22 protein-coding genes are annotated in these 23,232 nt (G+C 33.5%); 17 read left to right on the top strand and 5 right to left on the bottom strand.

Features of this window, described 5'->3' with window-relative positions; translation table 11 throughout:
* The 6 genes from DWV06_RS18705 to DWV06_RS15385 form a co-directional block, all read left to right on the top strand.
* Positions 1 to 742: hypothetical protein (locus DWV06_RS18705; protein ID WP_205027775.1), on the top strand; the 742-nt coding region annotated here is incomplete at its 5' end.
* Between the two features lies 1 nt (position 743).
* A complete protein-coding gene (locus DWV06_RS15405; RefSeq protein WP_115483065.1) occupies positions 744 to 1,085 on the top strand; it encodes a transposase in 342 nt (113 codons plus the stop codon).
* Positions 1,086 to 1,545: 460 nt separating this feature from the next.
* Positions 1,546 to 2,508 (top strand): hypothetical protein, encoded by a 963-nt coding sequence (locus DWV06_RS15395; protein WP_115483063.1) that lies wholly within the window; start codon positions 1,546 to 1,548, stop codon positions 2,506 to 2,508.
* An 11-nt stretch (positions 2,509 to 2,519) separates the two neighbouring features.
* Positions 2,520 to 2,978 (top strand): hypothetical protein, encoded by a 459-nt coding sequence (locus tag DWV06_RS15390; protein ID WP_115483062.1) that lies wholly within the window; start codon positions 2,520 to 2,522, stop codon positions 2,976 to 2,978.
* A gap of 198 nt (positions 2,979 to 3,176) precedes the next feature.
* Positions 3,177 to 3,305, top strand: coding sequence for a hypothetical protein (locus DWV06_RS18925; RefSeq protein WP_268877879.1), 129 nt, complete (start codon positions 3,177 to 3,179; stop codon positions 3,303 to 3,305).
* Between the two features lie 110 nt (positions 3,306 to 3,415).
* The gene (locus DWV06_RS15385; RefSeq protein ID WP_115483061.1) at positions 3,416 to 4,657 is read left to right on the top strand and encodes an MFS transporter; all 1,242 of its coding nucleotides are present in this window, start codon (positions 3,416 to 3,418) and stop codon (positions 4,655 to 4,657) included.
* Positions 4,658 to 4,916: 259 nt separating this feature from the next.
* Here DWV06_RS15385 and DWV06_RS15380 read toward each other — a convergent pair whose 3' ends face one another.
* Both DWV06_RS15380 and DWV06_RS15375 read right to left on the bottom strand, forming a co-directional pair.
* Positions 4,917 to 6,347, bottom strand: a complete 1,431-nt coding sequence (locus tag DWV06_RS15380) for a sensor histidine kinase (RefSeq protein WP_115483060.1) — start codon at positions 6,345 to 6,347, stop codon at positions 4,917 to 4,919.
* On the bottom strand, positions 6,344 to 7,030 hold the full coding sequence (locus tag DWV06_RS15375) for a response regulator transcription factor (protein WP_115483059.1): 687 nt from the start codon (positions 7,028 to 7,030) through the stop codon (positions 6,344 to 6,346). The genes DWV06_RS15380 and DWV06_RS15375 overlap by 4 nt, the downstream gene beginning before the upstream one ends.
* A 173-nt stretch (positions 7,031 to 7,203) precedes the next feature.
* Between DWV06_RS15375 and DWV06_RS15370 the strand changes: the two genes are divergently transcribed.
* From DWV06_RS15370 to DWV06_RS15340, 7 genes are all read left to right on the top strand, one after another.
* Positions 7,204 to 7,689, top strand: coding sequence for a DUF2680 domain-containing protein (locus tag DWV06_RS15370; protein WP_115483058.1), 486 nt, complete (start codon positions 7,204 to 7,206; stop codon positions 7,687 to 7,689).
* Positions 7,690 to 7,938: 249 nt separating this feature from the next.
* Positions 7,939 to 9,216 (top strand): LysM peptidoglycan-binding domain-containing protein, encoded by a 1,278-nt coding sequence (locus DWV06_RS15365; RefSeq protein WP_115483057.1) that lies wholly within the window; start codon positions 7,939 to 7,941, stop codon positions 9,214 to 9,216.
* 476 nt (positions 9,217 to 9,692) lie between these two features.
* Positions 9,693 to 9,977: a Chromate resistance protein ChrB gene (locus DWV06_RS15360; protein ID WP_115483056.1), complete on the top strand. Its 285-nt coding sequence runs from the start codon at positions 9,693 to 9,695 to the stop codon at positions 9,975 to 9,977.
* A gap of 37 nt (positions 9,978 to 10,014) precedes the next feature.
* Positions 10,015 to 12,651: a calcium-translocating P-type ATPase, PMCA-type gene (locus DWV06_RS15355; RefSeq protein ID WP_115483055.1), complete on the top strand. Its 2,637-nt coding sequence runs from the start codon at positions 10,015 to 10,017 to the stop codon at positions 12,649 to 12,651.
* An 81-nt stretch (positions 12,652 to 12,732) separates the two neighbouring features.
* A complete protein-coding gene (locus DWV06_RS15350) occupies positions 12,733 to 13,512 on the top strand; it encodes a prolipoprotein diacylglyceryl transferase (RefSeq protein WP_115483054.1) in 780 nt (259 codons plus the stop codon).
* A gap of 158 nt (positions 13,513 to 13,670) precedes the next feature.
* A complete protein-coding gene (locus DWV06_RS15345) occupies positions 13,671 to 15,731 on the top strand; it encodes an SPFH domain-containing protein (RefSeq protein ID WP_115483053.1) in 2,061 nt (686 codons plus the stop codon).
* Positions 15,732 to 15,909: 178 nt separating this feature from the next.
* Complete coding sequence (locus DWV06_RS15340; RefSeq protein ID WP_115483052.1) at positions 15,910 to 16,293, top strand: VOC family protein; 384 nt, start codon at positions 15,910 to 15,912, stop codon at positions 16,291 to 16,293.
* Positions 16,294 to 16,331: 38 nt separating this feature from the next.
* Here DWV06_RS15340 and DWV06_RS18650 read toward each other — a convergent pair whose 3' ends face one another.
* Entirely contained in the window at positions 16,332 to 16,508 is a 177-nt protein-coding gene (locus tag DWV06_RS18650; protein WP_193726031.1) for a hypothetical protein, read from the bottom strand.
* Positions 16,509 to 16,587: 79 nt separating this feature from the next.
* Entirely contained in the window at positions 16,588 to 17,343 is a 756-nt protein-coding gene (locus DWV06_RS15335) for an AIM24 family protein (RefSeq protein WP_115483051.1), read from the bottom strand.
* Positions 17,344 to 17,621: 278 nt separating this feature from the next.
* Here DWV06_RS15335 and DWV06_RS15330 point away from each other — a divergent pair, with 278 nt between their 5' ends.
* Together DWV06_RS15330 and DWV06_RS15325 are read left to right on the top strand one after the other, a co-directional pair.
* Complete coding sequence (locus DWV06_RS15330; RefSeq protein ID WP_115483050.1) at positions 17,622 to 19,178, top strand: diguanylate cyclase domain-containing protein; 1,557 nt, start codon at positions 17,622 to 17,624, stop codon at positions 19,176 to 19,178.
* A 29-nt stretch (positions 19,179 to 19,207) separates the two neighbouring features.
* Positions 19,208 to 19,870, top strand: coding sequence for a TIGR01906 family membrane protein (locus DWV06_RS15325; RefSeq protein ID WP_115483049.1), 663 nt, complete (start codon positions 19,208 to 19,210; stop codon positions 19,868 to 19,870).
* On the opposite strand, the gene DWV06_RS19125 is transcribed toward DWV06_RS15325, so the two are convergent.
* Positions 19,833 to 20,552, bottom strand: a complete 720-nt coding sequence (locus DWV06_RS19125; protein WP_115483048.1) for a lysoplasmalogenase family protein — start codon at positions 20,550 to 20,552, stop codon at positions 19,833 to 19,835. The two genes, DWV06_RS15325 and DWV06_RS19125, sit on opposite strands and share 38 nt — an antisense overlap.
* Positions 20,553 to 20,746: 194 nt before the next feature.
* On the opposite strand from DWV06_RS19125, the gene DWV06_RS15315 reads away from it, so the two are divergent.
* Complete coding sequence (locus DWV06_RS15315) at positions 20,747 to 21,034, top strand: FeoA family protein (protein ID WP_115483047.1); 288 nt, start codon at positions 20,747 to 20,749, stop codon at positions 21,032 to 21,034.
* The gene (feoB, locus tag DWV06_RS15310; RefSeq protein ID WP_115483046.1) at positions 21,034 to 23,157 is read left to right on the top strand and encodes a ferrous iron transport protein B; all 2,124 of its coding nucleotides are present in this window, start codon (positions 21,034 to 21,036) and stop codon (positions 23,155 to 23,157) included. Before DWV06_RS15315 ends, feoB begins: the two co-directional genes overlap by 1 nt.
* Positions 23,158 to 23,232: the final 75 nt, after the last annotated feature.

The raw sequence follows: 23,232 nt of genomic DNA, 5'->3' as shown, positions 1-23,232 counted from the left end.
GGGATTCAAGGCATCGAAGTTTTTTAATAAAGCAGCCAAGACCGCAAAATATATCGAAAAGATATCAGAAGTAGTATCCTATACCGGCAGCTTCACAGTCAGTGCAGTGAACTTAAAGCATGATGTCACAAATGCCATCAAGGAATACAAAGCAACAGGAAGTATCAGCGCAGAAAGTGTATTCTCAATACTGGCAGACGGACTGGGAGTAGGACTTAGCGGTAAAGGCCTGGTATCCAGTGGGAAAAGCCTTCGAAAGATGCTTCAGTCAGACTTTACCGGAGTTGGAAAGAATACTTCACTGAAAGAGAAACTTAGTAAGAATAAATTTGGGCTAGGAAATCAGGCTGGGGGAACTGGGAATCGCCTTTCTTATGATTTGCAGTATTTTGCGAGTAAGGGAGTAAGTGAAGCTAAATATCAAGTTGGTGCTTATAAAGATATAAAGGGAGTAGAAGGTCTTGACGCACACCATGCGGGGCAAAAAGCTGCAATGAAGAAATTAGTCGATGGTTATGACCCAATGACTGCACCAGCAATAAATGTTCCAGAAGTAGGACACACAAGAAAGCATTTTGAAAGAGGTATAGTATCAAGAAGTACAAAAGGAATAACTAATGCAAGACAACTACTTGCAAGAGATATAAGGGAATTAAGAAGAGTTTACCCCGATATTCCAAATTCAAAATTACAAGAGTTAATTGAAATGAATAAAAAATTATATCCAGAAATGAGGAAGTAAAATGAATGAAATTTTTATTAAAAGTCTTTACGAAACTATTGTCAAAGACAAGGAACTATATAGGAGTCAACTAGATAATTCAAATATTGATAAGGTAAAAGATGAATATCTAAAACAAGTTTTAGAAATATATAATAATGTATCAGAAGAAAAGAAGGATGCATTGATTGATTTTATAGAACTAGTCATTATAGATACTATTTCACATATACTAGGTATAATTGATGGAAGTAGTACACTTAGTGGATGTGATGCTGAACCTAAATTATATTTAGATAATGTTGATACTGATAATGAGTTACAAGATTTATTTTTACAATATGTAGAGGAAATTGAAGAATAGGTACTACAATTTAGATGTATAAAAAGTAAGTTAGTAACTGCATAAAAAATAATAAGAGTAGAACTCAGATAAATCAATAAAAATATGAAGAGTTAACGCTGCATAAATCTAATAATGCAGTGAATAGGGGGAAAAGTGGCAGATAAATTTAAAAAGAAAATACTAGTTGATGAAACTAAAAAATACTTTCTAAATCCTTTACCACATTATCCCCTTTTTAAGCTAAAAGTTAAAGAAAATATCGTTGTAAATGAAAAGCCGATACTTCAATTACAACGGTATTTTTTGTTTATGTACAGATACAAATGGCTTGTATTATATGCGTGCAAGGTATTATAATACAGGTATTAGAAGGTTTATCAATTAAGATATTCTGACCGGCAGTATTGAAAACAGCCAAAGTCTGAACCGTTACTGCTATGTACAGGGCAATCCAATCCGTTATACCGATCCATTTGGATTGTGCCCGCAAAACAACGGAAGCTTTAGTTCAATAGGACATACGGTACTAGATGTTATAGGGTTTATACCGGGGGTTGGAGATGTAGTAGATGTAATAAATGCAGGCTGGTACTTGTTAGAAGGCAATGAAGAAATGGCAACACTAAGTGCTATGTCAGCTCTGCCATTTATAGGTTCCGTGGTAGGTTCCGGAATTCGTCTGGGATTCAAGGCATCGAAGTTTTTTAATAAAGCAGCCAAGACCGCAAAATATATTGAAAAGATATCAGAAGTGGTATCCTATACCGGCAGCTTCACAGTCAGTGCAGTGAACTTAAAGCATGATGTCACAAATGCCATCAAGGAATATAAAAAAACAGGAAGTATCAGCGCAGAAAGTGTATTCTCAATACTGGCAGACAGACTGGGAGTAGGACTTAGCGGCAAAGGCCTGGTATCCAGTGGGAAAAGCCTTCGAAAGATGCTTCAGGCAGACTTTACCGGAGTTGGAAAGAATACCTCACTGAAAGAGGCACTTAGTAAGAATAAATTTGAGCTAGGAAATCAGGCCGGTGGAACTGGGAATCGCCTTTCTTATGATTTGCAGTATTTTGCGAATAAGGGAGGGGTTAACACTGACTGGATTACAAATAAAGGCTACAAGCCACAACCTGGTGAAAGAACATTAGAAGGATTCATGAAGAACAACATTTCTCCCGATGCAGAAGTAGGGTTATACACTAAATCAAGCGGTTTTAATAATAATAAAGGAGATGTAGGGGGGCAATTTAAAAGATTTGGAGCAGAGGAACACGGTGGTTTGGCACCACACGTTCACCAGCCAACAAGAAATGTTGCTCCAAATGGAAATATTTATGGATCTACAGGGTCAAAAACAGCAAATGGAGGAGTTACATCACCAACAAAACTTGATATAAAACAACTTTATGATTATTTATTTAATGGAAAGTATAGACAGTAGGAGGAATGAGAATGGTAGGTAATTTCGATTGCACTCAATTTATAACATTTGACTCAAGTGCTTCTGAAGAAAAACTTAATAATATGCTAAGTTCGTTTCAGGCATTAGGATTTATAGTTATTTCCGGTGATGAGGTAAAACCTATCAAGCGGCAATACTTTAAAGACTATAGTGCCCGCTATTTTATTGAGTTGAAATTCGACAATTTTATGGGAGAATTCGAAGATTGGGAACAGCTAGATAAGCCGCCTATACTGATAAATCAATTTATAGAGACTGCATACAAAATGGTGGATAGTGAAGGGATTTCGAATATTAAAATTATTTTAACCTCATTTGCAGAAGAAGAAAGAACAACAAATGAAGTAATGGTTGTAGAAAAGAGTCATATTAGGGAAGGACTATATATCATGTCAAAACATAATTTTGAAGTATGGGTTGATAATCTGATTTTAGAAATACTAAAATAAAAATGATGCATTTAAGTAGAATTAATTATTTCTAAGAAAGGGATAAAGAAACTCAGCACACCACTAACACTGGTCACTGCATGGTTTTTTTATTATAATAAATACAATAAAATATACATATAAAACAAAAAAGTATTTACAAATAACCTAATTAAGTATATGACATAATCAACAAAACAAAAAGGAGGTCATACATATTTGGCAGATATTATTAATATCAGATTAACCAAGGATTGTCCTGAAGTATCACTAATGGATACGCAAGCAAAGGCTCTTGGCATATTTAGAAATGATTGTGAGGGCAATAACTTTGATGGTGAACTTTGATACTTCATTTTACAAGAAACTTGAGAAATATAGTGAAAATGTCAGAGTTTCGATGCACCTAGGAATAAACAATTTTACAATTTTATTTTAGAAATATATTAGGGAGAAAAATGAACAATATTAAAAATGAAAGAAATATGATTTTATTATTGTTTGGACGAACAATTTCTATGTTTGGTTCAACAATGTTTTTAATCATTTTACCGTTACATGTTCTTGGTTTGACGGGAAGCTTGAAAAGTTCAGGTATTTTTTTTGCTGTTGTAAATATTCCGGCTATAATATGTACACCCTTTTTTGGGGTTGTTGTTGAAAAATTAAATAGAAAATATATTATTGTATTCTGTGATTTTATGACGACACTCTTGTATATAATACTTTTTCTTTCGTATAATAGAAAGAAGAGTGATATTATTATATTATTGATTGTGTCTATGATTATTAATCTATTGTCAAAAATATTTGAAATATCATCAAAGGTAATTTTTACAGAAATCAGCACAGAAAACACCATAGAAAAGTATAATGGGATTCGAAGTTTCTGGGATAACGGATCTGCATTAATAGCACCAGTATTAGGTACTTATTTATATGAATTTCTGGGTTTTCAAAGAGTGCTTTTAATTATTGCATTAACTTATTTATTATCCGCAATTCAAGAATGTTTTATCATATATAAAGCAAAAGAGAAAAGGATTCATGAAAAAGGTGAAAAATTCAGTAAACAGTTATTGTCCGGGATGCAGTTTGTTTATAAGCAAAAAAATATTCTCTATTTATTTATTATCATCATGAGCTTAAATTTTTTTATTGCTAATAACGATGAAATTATTAATCCTGGTATCCTTATCCAAAAATACAATATTTCTGATAAATACTATGGGTTGTCTTCTACTTCTGCGGTATTTGGTTCTCTAATTGCGGGACTATTTATTTTTAAGAATAAAATTATAGATTTAAAAAGTCATCTGAAAGGATTGTTTATTGCAAATAGTTTTTTTATGATTATAACCGCTGTTCTATCAATTACTTTATATTCTTTTTCGAATAAAGTCTTTTTTTGTTTTTTTATCATTTTACAGTTTTTCATTGGAATGATTACAACCTGTATAAATGTGCCTTTAGGTTCATATTTACAAACAAAGGTACCATTGAAATTCCAAGGAAGATTTTTTGCTTTATTATCGTTCTTCTCGAGTTTGTTTGTTCCTATGGGGATTAGTTATTCTGGGTATTTGTCTTTACATATCCAAGCAGATAATACTTATATTATAAACAATATATGTGTTATTCTTATTGTAGTTGTATTATTTTCTGGTAACAAAATTGGTATTTTGGATAGTAATAAATAAGAAACATCTTGTTGCCAGACTGCATTGATCCGGAAGTTCTTTGGACCATGGCAGATATTGATCCAGAATTTCTGGTTTGGTGTACTGATTTTGCTTATATGTGAAGAGTGGATGGAGCGAAAAGATATAATTGTGTTTTCAACCCTAAATAGCAATTGTATTAATACAGAATTAGAAATTGAAACGCTCTAATATGCACTGGCTCATATACTGTTAAGAAGGGACTTATTCTTCATAGCGATAAGGGAAGTGGTATTAGTTATTTTATAAGAGGAGCTGTTTCGGGTAAAAATAGGTAGAAAGTAGTTTCCGTCTCGTTACTTTCCACATGAATAGACGCCTTATGTCTCTTTGCAATCTCGTTGGCAATAGCAAGGCCTAATCCCGTACCATTTTTGTTTTCCTTTGCATGAGTTTTATGGAAGCGGTCAAAGATGTAGGGAATATCTTCTGGTGAAATGCCAATTCCATGATCGGTTACAGTGAGGACAAAACCATCTTTCTTTGTCAGATTTACTTGAATTAATCCCTGTTCTACTGAAAATTTCACAGCATTATCAAGTAAAATCAGAAGCAGTTGACGAATTCGGTCATAGTCTCCCATGACAAGACATTCTGTATCAGGGACTTCAACTGCAACCGTAATATTTTTGATCAGCGCTGTGCGGCGGATCGCACGAGTAGCATCTTGTACCACATCGCAAAGATTTACTTCCGAAATTGTAAGATGAAAACCCTCATCCTGTAAACGTGATAAATCTAGCAAGTCGTTGACTAAACGTTCTAAATGGTTGCTCTCTGACAGCATTTGGTCATAATAATCGGAAATTTCCTCAGGCTTGTTTACGGTCCCATCCTGCAAAAGTTCGAGAGAACCACGAAGAACTGCTACTGGAGTGCGCAATTCGTGAGACACATTTGCAACAAAATTTTCTCTCAGGCGATTCAGCTTTTCCTGCTCAGCTTCTGCTGACTGCAATCGTAGCGCAAGGGTATCCAAAACACTTGCAAGCTGACCGATTTCGTCCTGCTGACAGACACCTGTTTGGGCAACATAGTTCCCATCCGCAAGTTCCAGTGCGGTTGTTTTCATCTGTGCTAAAGGACGGGTAAAGCGATAAGAAAGAAGTGCCGCTGCAATTCCTGCGAAAATAAGGGCTACGCCTATACCAATGATGAGTGCTAAAATACCTTGCTCTACCGCTGCATTGATGCCACTGATTGGTGAATGCAGCAAAACAGCACCAATAACACGCTCTCCATCAAGGATTGGCGCACCTACTGTCAATGCATTTGTTCCCAGTAAATCCGAAAATTCTTCCCCATATGTCAGCTCTCCGGAAAAAACTCTGGATACAATCTCTTCTGCATTTTCGGGAAGCTTTTGATAGTTTGCAGAGTGCATACCGTGACCATGAACGGAGATATTGAGATGTTCGTCCACAATCCAAACTTCAGCCATCGCCAATTCATCTAAAAATCGCAAATATGCACCATATCCTCTATTACCTTCTTGAAAGGATGATAGTGTAGATGCAATAGAAACGGCCTTTTGCTCCATTGTTGTGCGATTTATGGTTATCGTATGGTTACGAAATAAAATTAGAAATACGCTTCCTAATACTATGGAGAATAATAGCATGACAACAGCAAAGGCCGCCACCAACTTCATAAGGATTTTATTTTTCATGTAGTCACCTCGAACTTATATCCAACATTTCGCACTGTGCGAATTTCCCAAGTGGGGTGCTCAATCACATCCAGCTTGGCACGCAACCGCTTCATATGAGAATCTACCGTGCGTGGGTCACCATAATAATCATATCCCCATAACAAGTCAAGAAGCATATCACGGGTATAGGCACGATTTCTGCCATTAACAAGAGTCCAGAGCATGTCAATTTCCCGTTTGGTTAGTGGAATAGGTTTTGATGCGATATATACACTATAATCGGCAAGATTGATACGTAAATCCTCTATTAACAGAACTTGCTCACTTACGTTCTCGCTTTTTTGAATACGGCGCATCACCGCTTTTATACGTGCCATCACTTCACCAGGTGAAAATGGTTTAACGATGTAATCATCTGCACCTATTTCTAGTCCCATGATTTTTTCAAAGTCCTCGCCTCGTGCGGTAATCATAATAATAGGAACATTCGACTCCTTACGTATTTCACGACAAACCTGAAAACCATCCAACTTTGGCATCATAACATCCAATAGGATTATTTGTGGCCGATGATTATGAAATGCTTCCAAAGCTGCTTGTCCGTCCTCGGCAAGTATGATACCATATCCTTCTTTTTCTGCTGCAGTTTTTAAAATATTTAAAAGCTGTGGATTATCGTCAGCAATTAAAACAGTATTCATAACAAGACCTCCTTTTGTTTTATTATATAGCATATCAAATAAACATGGCAAATGAATGGCATGATAACTTAAAACGACAAAAATATAATTTATCAGTGCCACGAAACTGCCATATAAGCTTGATAAGATAAAGTTGTTCCATAAGGAATTCCCAAAATGAAAGGAGAAATTATATGAACAACAAAAAAAGATTAATCACCGGATGTATCGTTGCGGCAGCTCTTACAACCACTTCCATGATCGCTTTTGCGGCATCACCATACAGTACTCCTGCCGAAGCGGTATCAGGAATTACAGGCAGAACAACAGAAAGTGTTATTGCTGAAAGAATGGAAACAGGCAAAACTTATGGTGCAATTGCCTCCGCAGCAGGAAAGCTAGATGAGTACAAAAAAGCAAGTCTTGAGATGAAAAAGAATAATCTGAATGCTCAGGTTGCAGCCGGAACAATCACGCAAGATAAGGCGGATTCTATTATTAAGTCAATTGAAGATAATCAATCTACATGTGATGGAACAGGCACAGCAAAAATTGGTCAGAAAATGGGTGCAAAATTTGGTTCTAACGGAGCAGGAAAGGGTAACCAAGGCTCAAGAATGGGTCGTGGTCAAGGTTCAGGCTGTGGTATGAATAGTAGTAGTTCATGTATTTACCAGTAATGTTATAAAAGCAGAATATGAATTGGAATAGGAGGTTAATCGTTATTTGATTAACCTCCTACTCCATTAACGATTATTTAGCCTTCTGATAAAAAATAGTCTTGTAAAAGCCTTCAATCTGTTGTACACAATGCCTTACGTATAGATTTAGTTATTTTAAACTTAAAAAATATATATTATAACAATAATAAGAGTCAATGTTTCCTCTCGATAGCATAAAATAAACTAAATCAAAAGGTAAGGAAAACTATGATTATCCATATAGTGAAAAGAGGAGAGACGATTTCTTCAATTGCTCGAAATTATGGAATTGATGAAGAAATCTTAATTCGTGAAAATGGGGTGTTTAATAGAGAAAGTTTAGTAATAGGGGAAGCGTTAGTTATTATATATCCCAAACAGATTCATATTATTCAGGCAGGTGAAACATTAGAAGGTATTGCAGCAACTTATGGAATTACTGTATTGGAAATATTAAGAAATAATCCATATCTTTCAGACAGAAAGTATATTTATCCAGGAGAGAAAATTATTATACAATATAAAGATCTAAAGATAAAAAAAATCGCTACGAATGGAGCAACTTATACATTTGTTGATGAGAATATATTGAAAAAGACATTGCCATATTTGACTTATCTGACCGTTATAGGGAATATAGTTACAGAAGAGGGTGGAGTTCTAAGTGTTGATGATAGGGATATTGTAGAACTTGCAGGATTATATGGGGTAGCCCCAATTATGATGTTAACAGCATTTGGGAATAACCAAAGTGAAAAAATTGAAACGACACATATAATTTTATCTGACCAAGAGATACAAGAGCAGTTACTTAGTAATATTCTATTTGTTCTAGAAGAAAAAGGTTATGCTGGAATTAATGTAGATAGCCCATATATATATCCTCAAGATCGAGAGAATTATATGAATTTTATTGAAAAATTAAACATACGTTTAAAAAGTAAAGGATACAAATTATTTAGTACATTTGGAATCAGTGTCTTTGATGTTATGTCGGGGATTTTTTTTCAAGACTTCGATTATTCAAAACTAAGTCAGGCAGTGGATGGAGTAATATTTACGGCATATGAAGGTGGGTATGAAGTAGGAGTGCCTACAGGGATGCTTGCTTTCGACACGGTATTAAATTTTTTAGAAAAATTAGTTGGTTATATTTCTTCCGACAAGATAAGCATTGGTTTACTTAATGTAGGATATTTGTGGCAGCTTCCTTATATTCCAGGAATTTCTAAAGGGCAGTCGATATCTTATCAATCTGCGATACAGTTAGCTAGTGACCAAGGTGCTAAGATAATGTTTGATGATACAACAAAAGCTTCTTATTTTCAATATGTAGAAATTTATGATTATATTGTAAGGTTTTGGGATGCCAGAGCCATAGATGCTTATTTAAAATTAGTGTTGGTATATGAACTTCAAGGTGTGACAAATAACAATATAAGTAATTTCTTTTATCAAATGTGGTTGATAATAAATACACAGTATGATATTGAGAAAATTTTTTGATTAGAGTTATAGAGACTGTTTACAAACAGCTGCTGTGTATTAAAACATAGCAACTGTTTTTTGACTAAAGAACAAGAACTAGTCCATATAAATCAACTGCTTATTTAAAGAACATTATATTTATCATATGATGAAAAAAACACGATATTCAGTTTAGGCAGGATAAGGAGCGCAAATTTTATGTGATGAAGTTTATGAATTAAAAAACAGAACTTTGATTAAAAATGGTTAGATATTTGGAAATAATTTGTATATAATCCACAGATATGGACAGTATTATGTTTCATAGATGTGGATTATATTATTTATAAGAATATATTTAGTGAAATATTACAGGAAATAATTGTTGACGATGAGCAGAAGGATTGTTAGAATGTATTGAGTGTCACATGTAATACTGGTTACATTTCATAAACTCATTGGTTACATTTCGAATTTGGTTATTAATCGGTCCATAAGAAGAGAGAAGGTTAATCATGGAAGAAAAAGAATGGCTTATATTAAATTATATATTACCTAAAAAACCTTCAAGGGTCAGAGTGAGCATTTGGAGAAAATTAAAAAAGCATAACTCTGTTAATATTGGACACGCCATGTGGGTATTGCCGTTGACCGAAGAAAATATTGAATTGTTCAAAGAGATTTCAAATGAAATATTTCAGAACAATGGAGAGGCATATATTATGAAGTCCTCTTTTATTGATGAAAAAAGTACCAATAGTATTATTGAAACATTTAATAAGGTAAGGGATAATGATTGATTTATAGATTGTACCTAAGTGGAAAGGAGAAATGTTAATGAAATTTTATTGTACTGAAACAGAAGATGTATTCAAAGCTGTTAACAGTAATGAGAATGGTTTGACGACATCTGAGGCAGAGAAGAGATTGGAGGTGAATGGTAAGAATAAGCTTAAAGAAGGTAAAAAAGTATCTACAATGGAACGCTTTTTAAATCAATTAAAAGATCCGATGATTATTATTCTGATAGCCGCTGCTGTTATATCAGGGATTACAGCTGCATATTCAGGTGAAGGGTTTGCAGATGTGGTTATTATCATGATTGTTGTAATCATTAATGCAGTTTTAGGCGTTTATCAAGAAAGCAAAGCAGAAAAAGCGATTGAAGCTTTGCAGGAGATGGCTGCTGCTACCAGTAAAGTTCTTCGAAATGGACAAATTGAAGTAGTAAAAAGTGAGGACATTGTAGTTGGAGATATTGTTCTTTTGGAAGCTGGAGATGCAGTTCCTGCTGATGGAAGAATTATTGAAAGTGCAAGTATGAAAATTGAAGAATCTGCTTTGACCGGTGAGAGTGTTCCGGTCAATAAGATCATGGAAATTCTGAATCTGAATGATGCTTCCGATATACCATTGGGTGATAGAAAAAACATGGTATATATGGGCAGTACTGTTGTTTATGGACGTGGTAAGGTAGTTATTACAGGAACAGGAATGGATACTGAGATGGGCAAAATTGCAGATGCAATTGCTCAGGCAGAGGAAGGACAAACACCGCTTCAAATCAAACTTGCAGGACTTAGTAAGATACTTAGTTATCTGGTCATTGGAATTTGCGCATTTATTTTTATTTTCAGCCTTATCCGTTCTGGAGATTTACATGCGAATGTCATATTAAATACATTTATGGTAGCAGTAAGTCTGGCAGTTGCTGCGATTCCGGAAGGTTTAGCGATGGTAGTGACGGTAGTATTATCAATCGGTGTTACCAATATGTCAAAAAGAAATGCTATTATCCGACGATTAACAGCGGTTGAAACATTGGGATGTGCAGAAATTATCTGTAGTGACAAAACCGGCACTCTTACGCAGAACAAGATGACAGTTGTGGAGCATTATAGTGAAGATGAAAAATTACTTGCTACTGCTATGGCGTTGTGCTGTGATGCTGAACTTGACAGTGATAATCAGGCAACAGGAGAACCGACAGAATGTGCTTTAGTAAATTTTGCATATGCGAATGGACTTCCAAAGCCGCAATTAAAAGAAAAGGCTCCAAGAATTGGTGAAGCACCATTTGACAGTATGCGTAAAATGATGAGTACGGTTCATAAAACAGAGCAGGGAATTGTACAATATACAAAAGGTGCTCCGGATGAAGTTCTGAAACTTTGTACCTCATATTTGAAAGATGGACAAATTTTACCACTTGATGAAAAAACGAGAGAACAAATACTGAAAGAAAACAAAAATATGGCACAAAAAGCGCTTCGTGTTTTATGTGCAGCACAAAAAACTTATGAGAAAGAACCAGAGAATTATGAAGTATCTACTCTTGAAAAAGACTTGACATTCCTTGGTCTTACAGGAATGATAGATCCAATCCGTCCTGAGGTCAAAGATGCAATTGATGAATGTAAAACTGCAGGAATCTCAGCTATCATGATTACCGGAGATCATAAAGATACAGCTGTTGCAATTGCAAATCAATTGGGAATCCTCAAGAGTGAGGAACAAGCAATTACCGGTTCTCAATTAGATAGCATTAGTGATGCTGAATTAGAAAAATCAATTCAGAGTTATAGAGTATATGCCAGAGTTCAGCCAGAGCATAAAGTGAGAATTGTTAATGCATGGCGTAAAAATGGATGTATTACTGCAATGACTGGTGATGGAGTTAATGATGCTCCAAGTATTAAGAGTGCAGATATTGGAGTAGGTATGGGAATAACCGGCACGGATGTTACAAAGAATGTAGCGGATATGGTACTTGCAGATGATAATTTTGCAACAATAGTAGGTGCTGTTGAAGAAGGCAGAAAAATTTATGATAATATTAGAAAAGCAATTCAATTTTTATTAGCATCTAATATGAGTGAAGTTTTAAGTATCTTCTTTGCTACGTTATTTGGGTTTGTTATTTTGCATCCGGTGCATTTATTGTGGATTAATCTCATAACTGATTGTTTCCCAGCATTGGCGCTCGGTATGGAAGACAGCGATGCAGATATCATGGATAGAAAACCACGTTCATCAAAAGATGGAATTTTTTCCGGTGGAGTTGGATTTGATGTTGTATACCAGGGTATTATTGTAACAGTATTAACACTTGCAGCATACTTTGTCGGACACAAAATGGAATCAGGAGTTTGGGAAATCACCCAGAGTGCAGATGGTATTACAATGGCGTTCCTTACATTAAGTTTTGCTGAAATATTCCACAGTTTCAATATGAGAAGTCAGCGAGGCAGTATATTTAAAATTACAAAACAGAATAAGTTCTTATGGATTGCTAGTATTGCAAGTTTGATTTTGACGACTGCAGTAATTTATGTACCATTCCTAGCGAAAGCATTTGAATTTGAACATATTAATTTAATGGAATATGCGGTTGCAGTACTGATAGCAGCTAGTATCATTCCAATTGTTGAAATTGTAAAACTTATTCAACGTACAATGGAAAAAGATAAATAAATGTTTAATTTATGGCGTCGTTGTTTTGGCAATGATGCCATAATTAAAATCTAGATTATAATAAGGATGAGAGGATTAAAATTGAAGAATGAATTGTTTACAATAGGACCGATAACTGTTTATGGATATGGGTTAATGATAGCAATCGGTATTGTAGCAGCGTATATGACTGCAGAGTATCGTGCAAAGAAACTAAATTTAAAATATCAATTAATTATTTCTTTGACAATGTGGTGTTTAGTAGGTGGAATATTAGGAGCAAAAATATTATATTATCTAACTGAAATAAAAGAAATTATAAATAATCCTAAAATATTATTGGATGTCTCAGATGGTTTTGTAGTATATGGAGGTATTATTGGAGGGATTTTAGCAGGATTTTTGTTTTGCAAAAAAGAAAAATTAACCTTTTTAAAGTATTTCGATTTAGTTATGCCATCAATTGCTCTGGCTCAAGGTTTTGGACGGATAGGATGCTTCCTGGCCGGATGTTGTTATGGTGTAGAAACAAAATGTCCAATTGGAGTAGTATTTCATAATTCCCTACATGCTCCTAACGGAATTCCATTAATTCCGACACAAGTAATATCTAGTGCTTTAAATTTTCTACATTTTCTTGTTTTGATAATATTGGCAAAATATGTGAAAAAAGATGGAATGATAGCGGGATTTTATTTGATTTTTTATAGTGTAGGACGATTTGTAATAGAATTTTTCAGAGGAGACTTGATCCGGGGAAGTGTAGGGATTTTATCTACGTCACAATTTATATCAATCTTTATCTTTTTGATCGGATGTGGAATTGTAGTAGTAAGATTGCGTACGGGTAAGACAAATAAAGAAGAGATACCTACGAATTAATAATTATTGACAGATTAATCATTTCATTAATCTGTCATTTTTCATGGGAGAAAAAAGTCGTATTATGATATTATTTGAAAAATATTGTAAATGATATAAAAAAGTAGTAAAATCATCTTATGTAAAATAAAATAAATTTAGGGGAAAGAAGGATACATATGGATACATTTTTAATTCCGATTTTGATTCTTGGTGCCTTAATAGTCTTTTACTTAATTATATTTCAAATATTAGGTCTAAGAATTATTAGTTCCAATGAAGTAGCTGTTGTTGAGAAATGGTGGAGTCCTAAGGGTTCATTGAAAGATTCCATTATTGCATTAAATGGAGAAGCAGGTTATGAACCCACTTTACTGCGTGGTGGTATACATTTCAAGTCAGTATTTATGTACAAGATTCATAAATATCCGCTGATAACGATACCTCAGGGACAGATTGCTTATATTTTTGCAAGAGACGGAAAGCCTTTGGCGCCAACACAGACTCTGGGTAGAGTTATTTTAGAAGCTGACAATTTTCAGGATGTAAAAGGATTTTTACAAAGTGGCGGTCAAAAAGGGCCACAAAGAGGAATTTTGAGGGAAGGAACTTATGCTATTAATTTAGCGCAGTTCATTGTTATTACACCGAATGATATCAAAGCGATCAATATAACGAAGCAAGACCGTAATGAACTGAATGCGATGCAGCAGACACTGGTCGGAAGAGAAGCTTTTTCACCGGTTATTATAATGGGAAATAAGAAGGAAGTGAGTGATCAGATGTGTATTGTTACGGTACATGACGGTCCTCCTCTGGAAAATGGTGAAATTATTGCAGATGATGTAGGAGCGGAACATTCTAACTTCCAGGATCCGGAGAAGTTCTTGGAACTTGGTGGTAAACGTGGTAAGCAGTTACGTGTACTTACAGATGGTACTTATTATATAAACCGTTTGTTTGCGACGGTCGAATATAGACCGAAGACAGTTGTACCTATTGGATTCGTTGGAGTTGTTGTATCATTCTATGGCAAAGAAGGTGTTGATACGACCGGTGCAGATTATAAACATGGTGAGCTTGTTGGAAATGGTTGCAAAGGTGTTTTAGAAAAACCTTTAATGCCTGGTAAATATGCATTTAATACAGATGCAGGAAAAGTTGTGCTTGTGCCTACTACCAATATTATTTTGAAATGGAATAAATCTGAGACCGGTAATCATAAATATGATGAAAATCTTACAGAAGTAGATATTATTACAAAAGATGCCTTTGAGCCATCTCTGCCTCTTTCTGTCGTAATGCATATCGATTATAAGCAAGCACCTTGGGTGATTCAAAGGTTCGGAGATATCAGCATGCTGGTTAATCAGTCCCTGGATCCTTTGGTTAGTGCGTATTTCAAAGATGTAGCGCAAACAAAGACTTTAATAGAATTGATTCAGGAACGTAGTGAAATTCGTGAACGTGCAGTAAATGAAATGGAAGAAAAATTCCAAAGATATAATTTACGTCTTGAAGAAGTATTAATTGGAACACCAAAGACGAGTGCCGGCGATATAATGATAGAAAATATATTGACACAGCTTCGTGAGAGACAGATAGCAGAAGAAAAGAAAGTAACATATCAAAAACAACAGGAAGCAGCAGAAAGTGAAAAGACTTTGCGTGAAGCACAGGCAGCAGCTGAACAGCAAGAGTTTCTTACTAAATCAAAGATTCAAATTGAAGTTGAAAGAAACAATGGTGCTGCATTGGCTAGTAAAGCAGAGCAGGAAGCGAATCAGATCACTGCACTTGCAAAAGCAAATTCTACAAAGATCCGGCTTGAAGGTGAAGCAGAAGCGTCCAAAGAGACTAATATCGGTCTGGCAAAAGCGCAGGCAATTGATGCTCAGGTCAAAGCTTATGGTGGAGCTGAGTTCCGTGTTGTTCAAGAAGTTGTGGATAAACTTTCCGATGCCATTAAGAACGCACAAGTTGACATTGTTCCGAAGACAGTAGTTAATATGGGTGGAAACAACGAGCATGGTGAAAACAGCAATACAAGTAGTTCTGTTATGGATACACTATTAAAATTTATAACATTAGATAAATTGGGTGTTTCACTAGATGAGCAGCCTCAAGAAAAAGAAAGAGCTGAGTCTACGAAGGATAATGTAATCTCAAATGAAAATGCATTAGACTCAACGGAAATAGAATCTATTGAGGATGCAGATAAAAAAGAAACAGAAATTTAGTTTAGGAGTTATGAAAATCTAATATATTTTAGGAAAAGTGGGTCTAATCAAAGTAAATCTTTGAATTAGGTCCTTTTTTCTGAATAAGAGTTAAATGGTTAAACTTTAATGAAAAGCTATTCATAAATATAGTTTAGTGATACAATGATGTTTATTAATAAGGAAAGGGGTTGTGATGATGCAGGTAAATCATATTGCATTATACGTGAATGATTTGGAAGCAATGAAAGATTTTTATATTAAATATTTTGGAGCGTCGGCGAATTCAAAATATCATAATGTAAAAACAGGGCTGCAAACATATTTTTTATCTTTTGAAGATGGGACAAGGATAGAAATTATGAATAAACCTAATGTGACTCAAAAAGAAGGGACATTAGAGAGGTGCGGTTATATTCATGTGGCTTTTAGTGTAGGGAATCAAGAGAAAGTAGATGAACTAACAGAAACTCTAAAAGATGATGGATATCAAGTTATCAGTGGACCAAGAACAACTGGAGACGGTTATTATGAAAGCTGTATTTTAGATCCAGAACAGAATATGATAGAAATTGTTGCATAAAAGAGTTAAAAAAAGTAATACTCCCATTTAGGGAGTATTTACTTGAAAATAGATTCTACATAATTTCGCATTTCATCATGACTGTTTACTTGTCGTGCTCCATTTGTTATAGAATCTTGTTCTTCTTTAGGTAAGCGGGCAAATTTATTAAGAACATCTGAATGAAGTGCAAGTTCCATTGTAAAACCAATTGGCAGCTCGTCATTATCTATCATTATATCACCTCACTTCTTAGTTAGGATGCGTAAAATGATAGATATTATGTATTTAGATTTTTAAAATTAGTAAGTGAAATTAACGTGTTGGTGCCATAAGAACTTTTCCGGTTCCACGATATACATTGACAAATCCTTCTCCGGAAACAGCAGAAGTGACTAAACTTTTTGAAGATTTTTCAACTGTAAATTTTAAAGATTTAGACCATGCTATTGCCATGTTTCCATCTATTTTTAATTCATCATCTTTTAAATCAAATACAATTAATTCTTCTCTTGGAACAGGACTTTCAAGAACAGCAACACCGTTACCTTGTAAGCAGAGGTTAAATAAACCTTCACCACCTAAAGCGGCAGAAGATAAATTAGATCTTGCAGTAATTGTTTGTTTTACAGTTGAATCACAAGCTAAGAATAATCCGTCTTCCAATACAAGTCCATCCCAATCAGCAATATTTTCTAATAATATATGTTTAAAAGTAGGTTCAAGCATTATTAATCCTGTCCCTTTATACTCTGGTTTAATAGCTGATTCCTTTGATACTTTCGCAGACAAGGCTTTTCCTAAAAAGTCACCAACACCTTTTATTCCTGATGTCATTTGGATGTTACCGCAAGTCCATTGCATTGAACCTGAAGATAGTGTATAGGAATTATCATTAAGCTCAATTACAACTTGTCTTTTACGAATATTCATTTTGGCTGAATAGTAAGCGTCGATAGCATTACCTGGTAATACGCTTAAGTCCATTTGATGTTCCAAAACTTTTATATTTCCCATTTGTGAAATTATTTTTATATTTTCATTGTCAAAAAGATTTTTACATGTAAACATATTTTTACTTCCTTCCATCTTTCGTTTTTGTTAGAATGAGTTTATAGCTCAATTCCTTACCACCGTTTTTTTGATACGGTTTAAATTTACACTAACTTTGTAAAAAATACAATAAAAACTTAATATATTTAGAGTTTTTTTCTTAAAATGTAGTTCTTTTAAAATAGGTAGCATAGATTTTATTAGAAACCCATATAGTATACTTGATTTCATGAGAAATTTTGAATGTTTGTTTAAAATTGAAAATTCAGAAGGAAATAATTATATGAGGTAAAACTATGTTTTTATTATCTTTACTATCCTTTTTTAATTTTTATAGCTTCGTTCTATTAGGACTATATATTATAAAACTTAATCCAAAACAAGAAATAAATATAATCGGTGCCTGTGTAGATTTTTGTTTTGCTATCTGGGATTTTGCATTTGTATTTTTTTATATGTCAGATACAGCAAATGAAGCGATGATCTGGCACAAAATAAGCGCAATTGGCTGGATTATGTTTTGTCCGTTTGCGACACATTTCTTTTTGATTCTCTCTGAAAAGGCTAAGAATCATAACAGGCTCAGAATATATGTAAGCTTATATTTATTGCCTTTTATATTACTAATTAAAACTTTTTTTAGCAACGAGTCTCCTATTGCGAAAGGGATTAAAAAAAGTAATATAGGTTTAGGGTGGACTTACATTTCGAATATAGAATCCGAATGGTATTGGATATATTTAGTCCAGATGGCTGTTTATATAGGGGTTGCATTATATTTTACTTATCAATGGGCAAAAAGGGAGAACCGGATTAAATTTTTAAAACAAATTAAAAATATAATTCTGGTAGATTCGTTTTTGATAATTTTTGGATATATTACTGACTTAATACTACCTATATTTGGAAGCGATTTTCCGCCTTTATTTAATATTATTTCAATTTTTTGGGGAGTGGGTTCTTTATTAATTGTAAGGAATTACAAATTATTAAATGTTAATGAAGCTGCCACCCCGGAGTTGATTTTGGAAACAGTATTGGATCCAATTATTATGATTGACAGAAATGGAATTATTGTACGATGTAATCAGGCAACAGCAAGTCTCATGAAATATAAGGCAGAAGAAATGATAGGAAAATCCCTATTTGATTATTATGATTCTAAGAAATATCCAAAAGAATATCTTATTAATCTGTTTCAAAAGAGAGCACCGAGAAATGTGGAGGCAGAGTTAATTGATGGTGAAGGGAATATTATTGATGCTGTTGCCTCTTATTCCATAGCTGAAAATAAACTAGATGGTTTTTTGGGTGTAGTAGTAAGTCTTCATAACGTTACAGAGTATAAAAAATTGACACAAACGTTAGAGAATTTGGCAAATTATGATAAATTGACGAATTTGGCTAACCGAAGATTATTTGATAATAAATTAAATCAGGCAATTGAGAATTATAAAATGACAGGTGAAAAATTTGCAGTAATATTTATGGATTTAGATGGGTTTAAAAATATAAATGACCGTTATGGTCATGATATAGGAGATAAATTATTATTAGAAATTTCAAAACGGATGCTTTCTGCAATACGGAAAAAAGATACACTTGCACGTCTTGGAGGAGATGAATTTGTATTACTATTTACAGATTTAGTTATTGAAGCAAATTTAGTCGCTGTTATTGACAGGTTAAGAGAATACTTTTGTGAGGCTGTAAATATTGAAAATAATATCTGTAAAGTCGGTATTTCATTTGGAGTCAGTCGATGTCCAGAAGATGGATTGACGATAGACGAATTAATGAAGAAAGCAGATGAGAGAATGTATGGGGAAAAATCTGATAAATATAAGCGATAATAAAAGCTGACAAAAGAGAGGGATTTATTATGGAAAAAGCAAAGTTAAGCAATATAAATATTTTCACAGACTTAATAATTGGAATACTTTTTACGTTATTTTTTATGTCTGCAGGAGTTATATTGGTTCTAAATTTGAGACCAATATATTATTTCGATATTTCATTGCTGAAAATAGAAGAAACTTCCGGCATGGAAAAAGAAGAAATTGTAGAAAATTATAATGCTCTAATAGATTATAATTCTCCATTTTATAGAGGAGAACTTAATTTTCCAACATTGAAATCTTCAGAAACAGGCTTGCAGCATTTTAAAGAAGTGAAACGGATTTTTATAAGTTTTTACTATTTGTTTGTAATTACAGGACTGATTTTGATACCTTTCGTTATATATAAAAAGAAAAAAGATTGTTCACTTAAATTTTTAAGAAATGCAGCAATATTAATTTTCATAATTCCTGTTGTAGTTGGAATTGCAATTGCATTAAATTTTAATCAATTATTTATTTTGTTCCATAAGATTTTCTTTCGGAATGATTATTGGATTTTTTCCATTGAGACAGATCCGGTTATAGGTATTTTACCTGATACTTATTTTCTCCATTGTGCAGTTTTAATTATTTTAGTAATGATGCTAAGCGGTCTTGCTTTGTATTTCATTTATAAAAAGAGAAGTGCACCGGCTTTAGACTGAGAAGAGCCATTATTATTTGTGAAGGTAAATAGAACAGCCACATTCCTATCGTGGAGAACTCTATAAAAAAAGAAGGTATAAACGAAAAATCATAGTTAAAAATAGCTTTAGAATTATAAAGTCCGACATTTATATCACATAGAAAAAGCAGTATGATTCCTGCGCAAAAAATAGTAAGAGAGGTCTGGTTGGAAGTAAAAGCTTTCAAGCAGGCTTTTATTACATTGCAAATTAAAAAACAAGAATAGAAAATTGCAATCATGGTAGTTATATTAACAGAAAGGTTTAAGATTATCAAAATAGTATAGCTGATTGCACAGACTATAAAGCAAAAAACATACATTTTGAAAACACCTTTCTTACCTGAAAGTATGTAACGATAACAAGTCTGAACACAAATAAAAAAGAAAATCCCTATACTAAAATAAGAGGTAAAAATTAAAAAAATATCTGCTATCGCTGAAAAACCCAGTGCAAATGTTAAAACTGATAGATGATTTCTAAGTATTCCTTCTGCCAGACTGAATAAAAAGCATAGAAATATAGATATATATTTTATAATGTTAACATATTTAAATTCCGAACCTTCATTTAGTGCATTTTGTATATCAAAGTATAAAAATGTTAGATAAAGAACGACTTCTACTGATATAAAAATATAAGTTCTGTATTTTGATTTCATGATTACTCCCTTTTCAAAATGTTTATATAGAATTATTTTATGAATTGTTATTTTATATTATATCAAAAGTTTTTCGGATTTTAGAATGTTTTTTTGACGAGTTATGGAGTGTTTTTTTACTGTTCACAGCTACGCATATTTTACATATTATAAAATAACTTAGAACTATTAATTGAATCAGGGTGGGGAATGGTATGCCAAAATTGGATCATGCAGCCGTAGGAAGTTGTGTTACAGTTGATGAATTATTATCTACCGGAATGTTAAGAGAAAGGATGTTAGCACTTGGACTTACCAAAGGAACCCGAATAGAAGTAGTCAGAAAAGGACCTTTTGGAGATCCAACTGTTTATAATATACGTGGAGCTATGATTGCTCTTAGAAAAGAAGAGGCGTTTTTAATTTCAATCTATCCGATGGAAGAGGTGTTTCCAAAGAAAGAATCTTATGTCAAAATAGAAGATATACCGGGAGGCTCGTAATGGGATTAACATTTCAGTCAACTCAAAATGCTTCATTAACAGATATGTTTTATATTAAAAAGAATAATGGAGAAGCTGTTATTGCTCTAGCCGGTAATCCGAATACAGGTAAAAGTACTGTATTTAATTCTTTAACTGGATTACACCAGCATACAGGAAACTGGCCTGGTAAAACCGTAGTGAATGCAAGAGGAGAATTTACATATAAAGGAAGAAATAATATATTGGTTGATCTTCCGGGAACTTATTCTTTATTTGCATCCTCTGTGGAGGAGGAAGTAGCCAGAGAATTTTTGCTTTTTGGAAATGCAGATGCAGTTATTGTAGTAGCAGATGCAACTTGCATTGAAAGAAATCTAAATCTGGTAATTCAAGTAATGGAATTAACTAAAAATGTAATTTTATGTATAAATTTGATCGATGAAGCTGTAAAGAGAAATATAATCATAAATAAAAAAAGATTACAAAAGGAATTAGGAATACCAGTAGTATTATGTGCTGCAAGACAAGGAATAGGAATGAATGAACTTAAGGAAATCGTATTTCAGGTAACGAACCAAAATGCAAAGTTTTTTCCCGTATTAATGGAGTATTCCAAAGAAGTAGAAGATAAAATCCAATCTATGCAGTCCTTATTGGAACCTTTCTTTAATCAATATAAGGGGAGAATGAATCTTAGATGGATTGCATTAAGAGCTCTAGATTCAGAGCCTAAATTTCTTGATTCCATTCTTAGCAAGTGCTTAAAACAAAATCCAGAATTGTTAGATGAAATTAATAAAATAGAAACAAGAGAAAGAATAATACTTAGAGACAAAATTACAGAACAGATTTATAAGAAAGCAGAAGAAGTTCGGAATAAGTGTGTGAATGAAGATCATATGAAAAGAAATCGAGAAAGAATGATTGATAACTATATTACTTCTAAAAAATTTGGAATTCCTATTATGTTATTAACATTAGCGGCAGTATTCTGGCTTACGATCGTTGGTGCGAACAAACCGTCTGAGTTGATCGCATCAGTTCTATTTGGACTCGAAGATAAGTTGACTGAATTATTTATGAACATACATGCAGCGAAATGGCTTCATGGAGTAGTTGTTTTGGGATTATATAGAACTCTTGCATGGGTAATTTCAGTGATGCTTCCCCCAATGGCTATTTTTTTCCCATTACTTACTATTTTAGAAGATTTGGGCTATCTGCCCAGAGTAGCTTTTAATCTGGATCATCTTTTTAAAAAAGCGTGTGCTCATGGGAAGCAATGCTTAACAATGTGTATGGGATTAGGATGTAATGCAGCTGGAGTAATTTCATGTAGAATTATCGATTCTCCAAGAGAAAGAATTATTGCAATTTTAACAAATAATTTTGTACCTTGTAATGGAAGGTTTCCCACACTAATAACAATTTCAATGACTTTTTTTGTTGTAAAAGGAAGAATGGGTTCTGGTATGATTCCTGTGCTTTTTATTACTGGTTTAGTCGTAATTGGAATTTTAGTAACTTTGCTGGTTTCCTATTTATTATCGAAAACTTTGTTAAAAGGAATACCGTCAACCTTTACTTTAGAATTACCGCCTTATCGAGTCCCTCAAATAGGAAGGGTATTGTATACATCAATGATCGACAGGACTATCTTTGTACTCTGGAGGGCGGTAATTATAGCTGCGCCGGCAGGTGCAATTACTTGGATATTGGGTAATGTTTATATTGGAAATCTTAGTATTATCAGTTATGGAGCTTCTTTCCTTAATCCGATTGCTCAAATAATAGGGCTGGATGGATATATTTTAATGGCTTTTATACTAGGGCTTCCCGCCAATGAAATTGTACTTCCGATACTTATGATGGCTTATTTGTCTACAGGCAGTATGGTTGAGTTTGAAAATATAGATTCCTTAAAAAAGATATTATTAGAACATGGATGGACTTATCTTACGGCATTGAATGTTATGCTTTTCAGTTTACTGCATTGGCCTTGTGGGACTACTTTATTAACAATAAAAAAGGAGAGTGGAAGCATAAAATGGACAGCACTATCCTTTATAATTCCTACCGCAATAGCATTTGGGGTATGTTTTATAACCACAACTTTATTTAAGGCATTTAATTTGGTGTAATTTAAAAAATTTTAAAAAAGTATTGACTCTGACATTAGGTCATAGTTTATGATTATGATATCAAAAGGAGGTTAA

This window comes from Anaerosacchariphilus polymeriproducens, from assembly GCF_003363435.1.
GTDB classification, from domain to species: domain Bacteria; phylum Bacillota; class Clostridia; order Lachnospirales; family Lachnospiraceae; genus Anaerosacchariphilus; species Anaerosacchariphilus polymeriproducens.
The sequence above is the reverse complement of the archived record's forward strand: the minus strand, read 5'-3'. Positions and strand labels throughout refer to the sequence as shown.

Excerpts from the sequence above, each read along its gene's own strand:
- DWV06_RS15370 (WP_115483058.1), top strand. The coding sequence starts at position 7,204 with ATGAACAACAAAAAAAGATTAATCACCGGATGTATCGTTGCGGCAGCT.
- DWV06_RS15330 (WP_115483050.1), top strand. The coding sequence starts at position 17,622 with ATGTTTTTATTATCTTTACTATCCTTTTTTAATTTTTATAGCTTCGTT.
- DWV06_RS15360 (WP_115483056.1), top strand. The coding sequence starts at position 9,693 with ATGGAAGAAAAAGAATGGCTTATATTAAATTATATATTACCTAAAAAA.
- DWV06_RS15365 (WP_115483057.1), top strand. The coding sequence starts at position 7,939 with ATGATTATCCATATAGTGAAAAGAGGAGAGACGATTTCTTCAATTGCT.
- DWV06_RS15385 (WP_115483061.1), top strand. The coding sequence starts at position 3,416 with ATGAACAATATTAAAAATGAAAGAAATATGATTTTATTATTGTTTGGA.
- feoB (WP_115483046.1), top strand. The coding sequence starts at position 21,034 with ATGGGATTAACATTTCAGTCAACTCAAAATGCTTCATTAACAGATATG.
- DWV06_RS15340 (WP_115483052.1), top strand. The coding sequence starts at position 15,910 with ATGCAGGTAAATCATATTGCATTATACGTGAATGATTTGGAAGCAATG.
- DWV06_RS19125 (WP_115483048.1), bottom strand. The coding sequence starts at position 20,552 with ATGAAATCAAAATACAGAACTTATATTTTTATATCAGTAGAAGTCGTT.
- DWV06_RS15405 (WP_115483065.1), top strand. The coding sequence starts at position 744 with ATGAATGAAATTTTTATTAAAAGTCTTTACGAAACTATTGTCAAAGAC.
- DWV06_RS15375 (WP_115483059.1), bottom strand. The coding sequence starts at position 7,030 with ATGAATACTGTTTTAATTGCTGACGATAATCCACAGCTTTTAAATATT.
- DWV06_RS18650 (WP_193726031.1), bottom strand. The coding sequence starts at position 16,508 with ATGATAGATAATGACGAGCTGCCAATTGGTTTTACAATGGAACTTGCA.
- DWV06_RS15345 (WP_115483053.1), top strand. The coding sequence starts at position 13,671 with ATGGATACATTTTTAATTCCGATTTTGATTCTTGGTGCCTTAATAGTC.
- DWV06_RS15315 (WP_115483047.1), top strand. The coding sequence starts at position 20,747 with ATGCCAAAATTGGATCATGCAGCCGTAGGAAGTTGTGTTACAGTTGAT.
- DWV06_RS15390 (WP_115483062.1), top strand. The coding sequence starts at position 2,520 with ATGGTAGGTAATTTCGATTGCACTCAATTTATAACATTTGACTCAAGT.
- DWV06_RS15380 (WP_115483060.1), bottom strand. The coding sequence starts at position 6,347 with ATGAAAAATAAAATCCTTATGAAGTTGGTGGCGGCCTTTGCTGTTGTC.
- DWV06_RS15335 (WP_115483051.1), bottom strand. The coding sequence starts at position 17,343 with ATGTTTACATGTAAAAATCTTTTTGACAATGAAAATATAAAAATAATT.
- DWV06_RS15325 (WP_115483049.1), top strand. The coding sequence starts at position 19,208 with ATGGAAAAAGCAAAGTTAAGCAATATAAATATTTTCACAGACTTAATA.
- DWV06_RS15355 (WP_115483055.1), top strand. The coding sequence starts at position 10,015 with ATGAAATTTTATTGTACTGAAACAGAAGATGTATTCAAAGCTGTTAAC.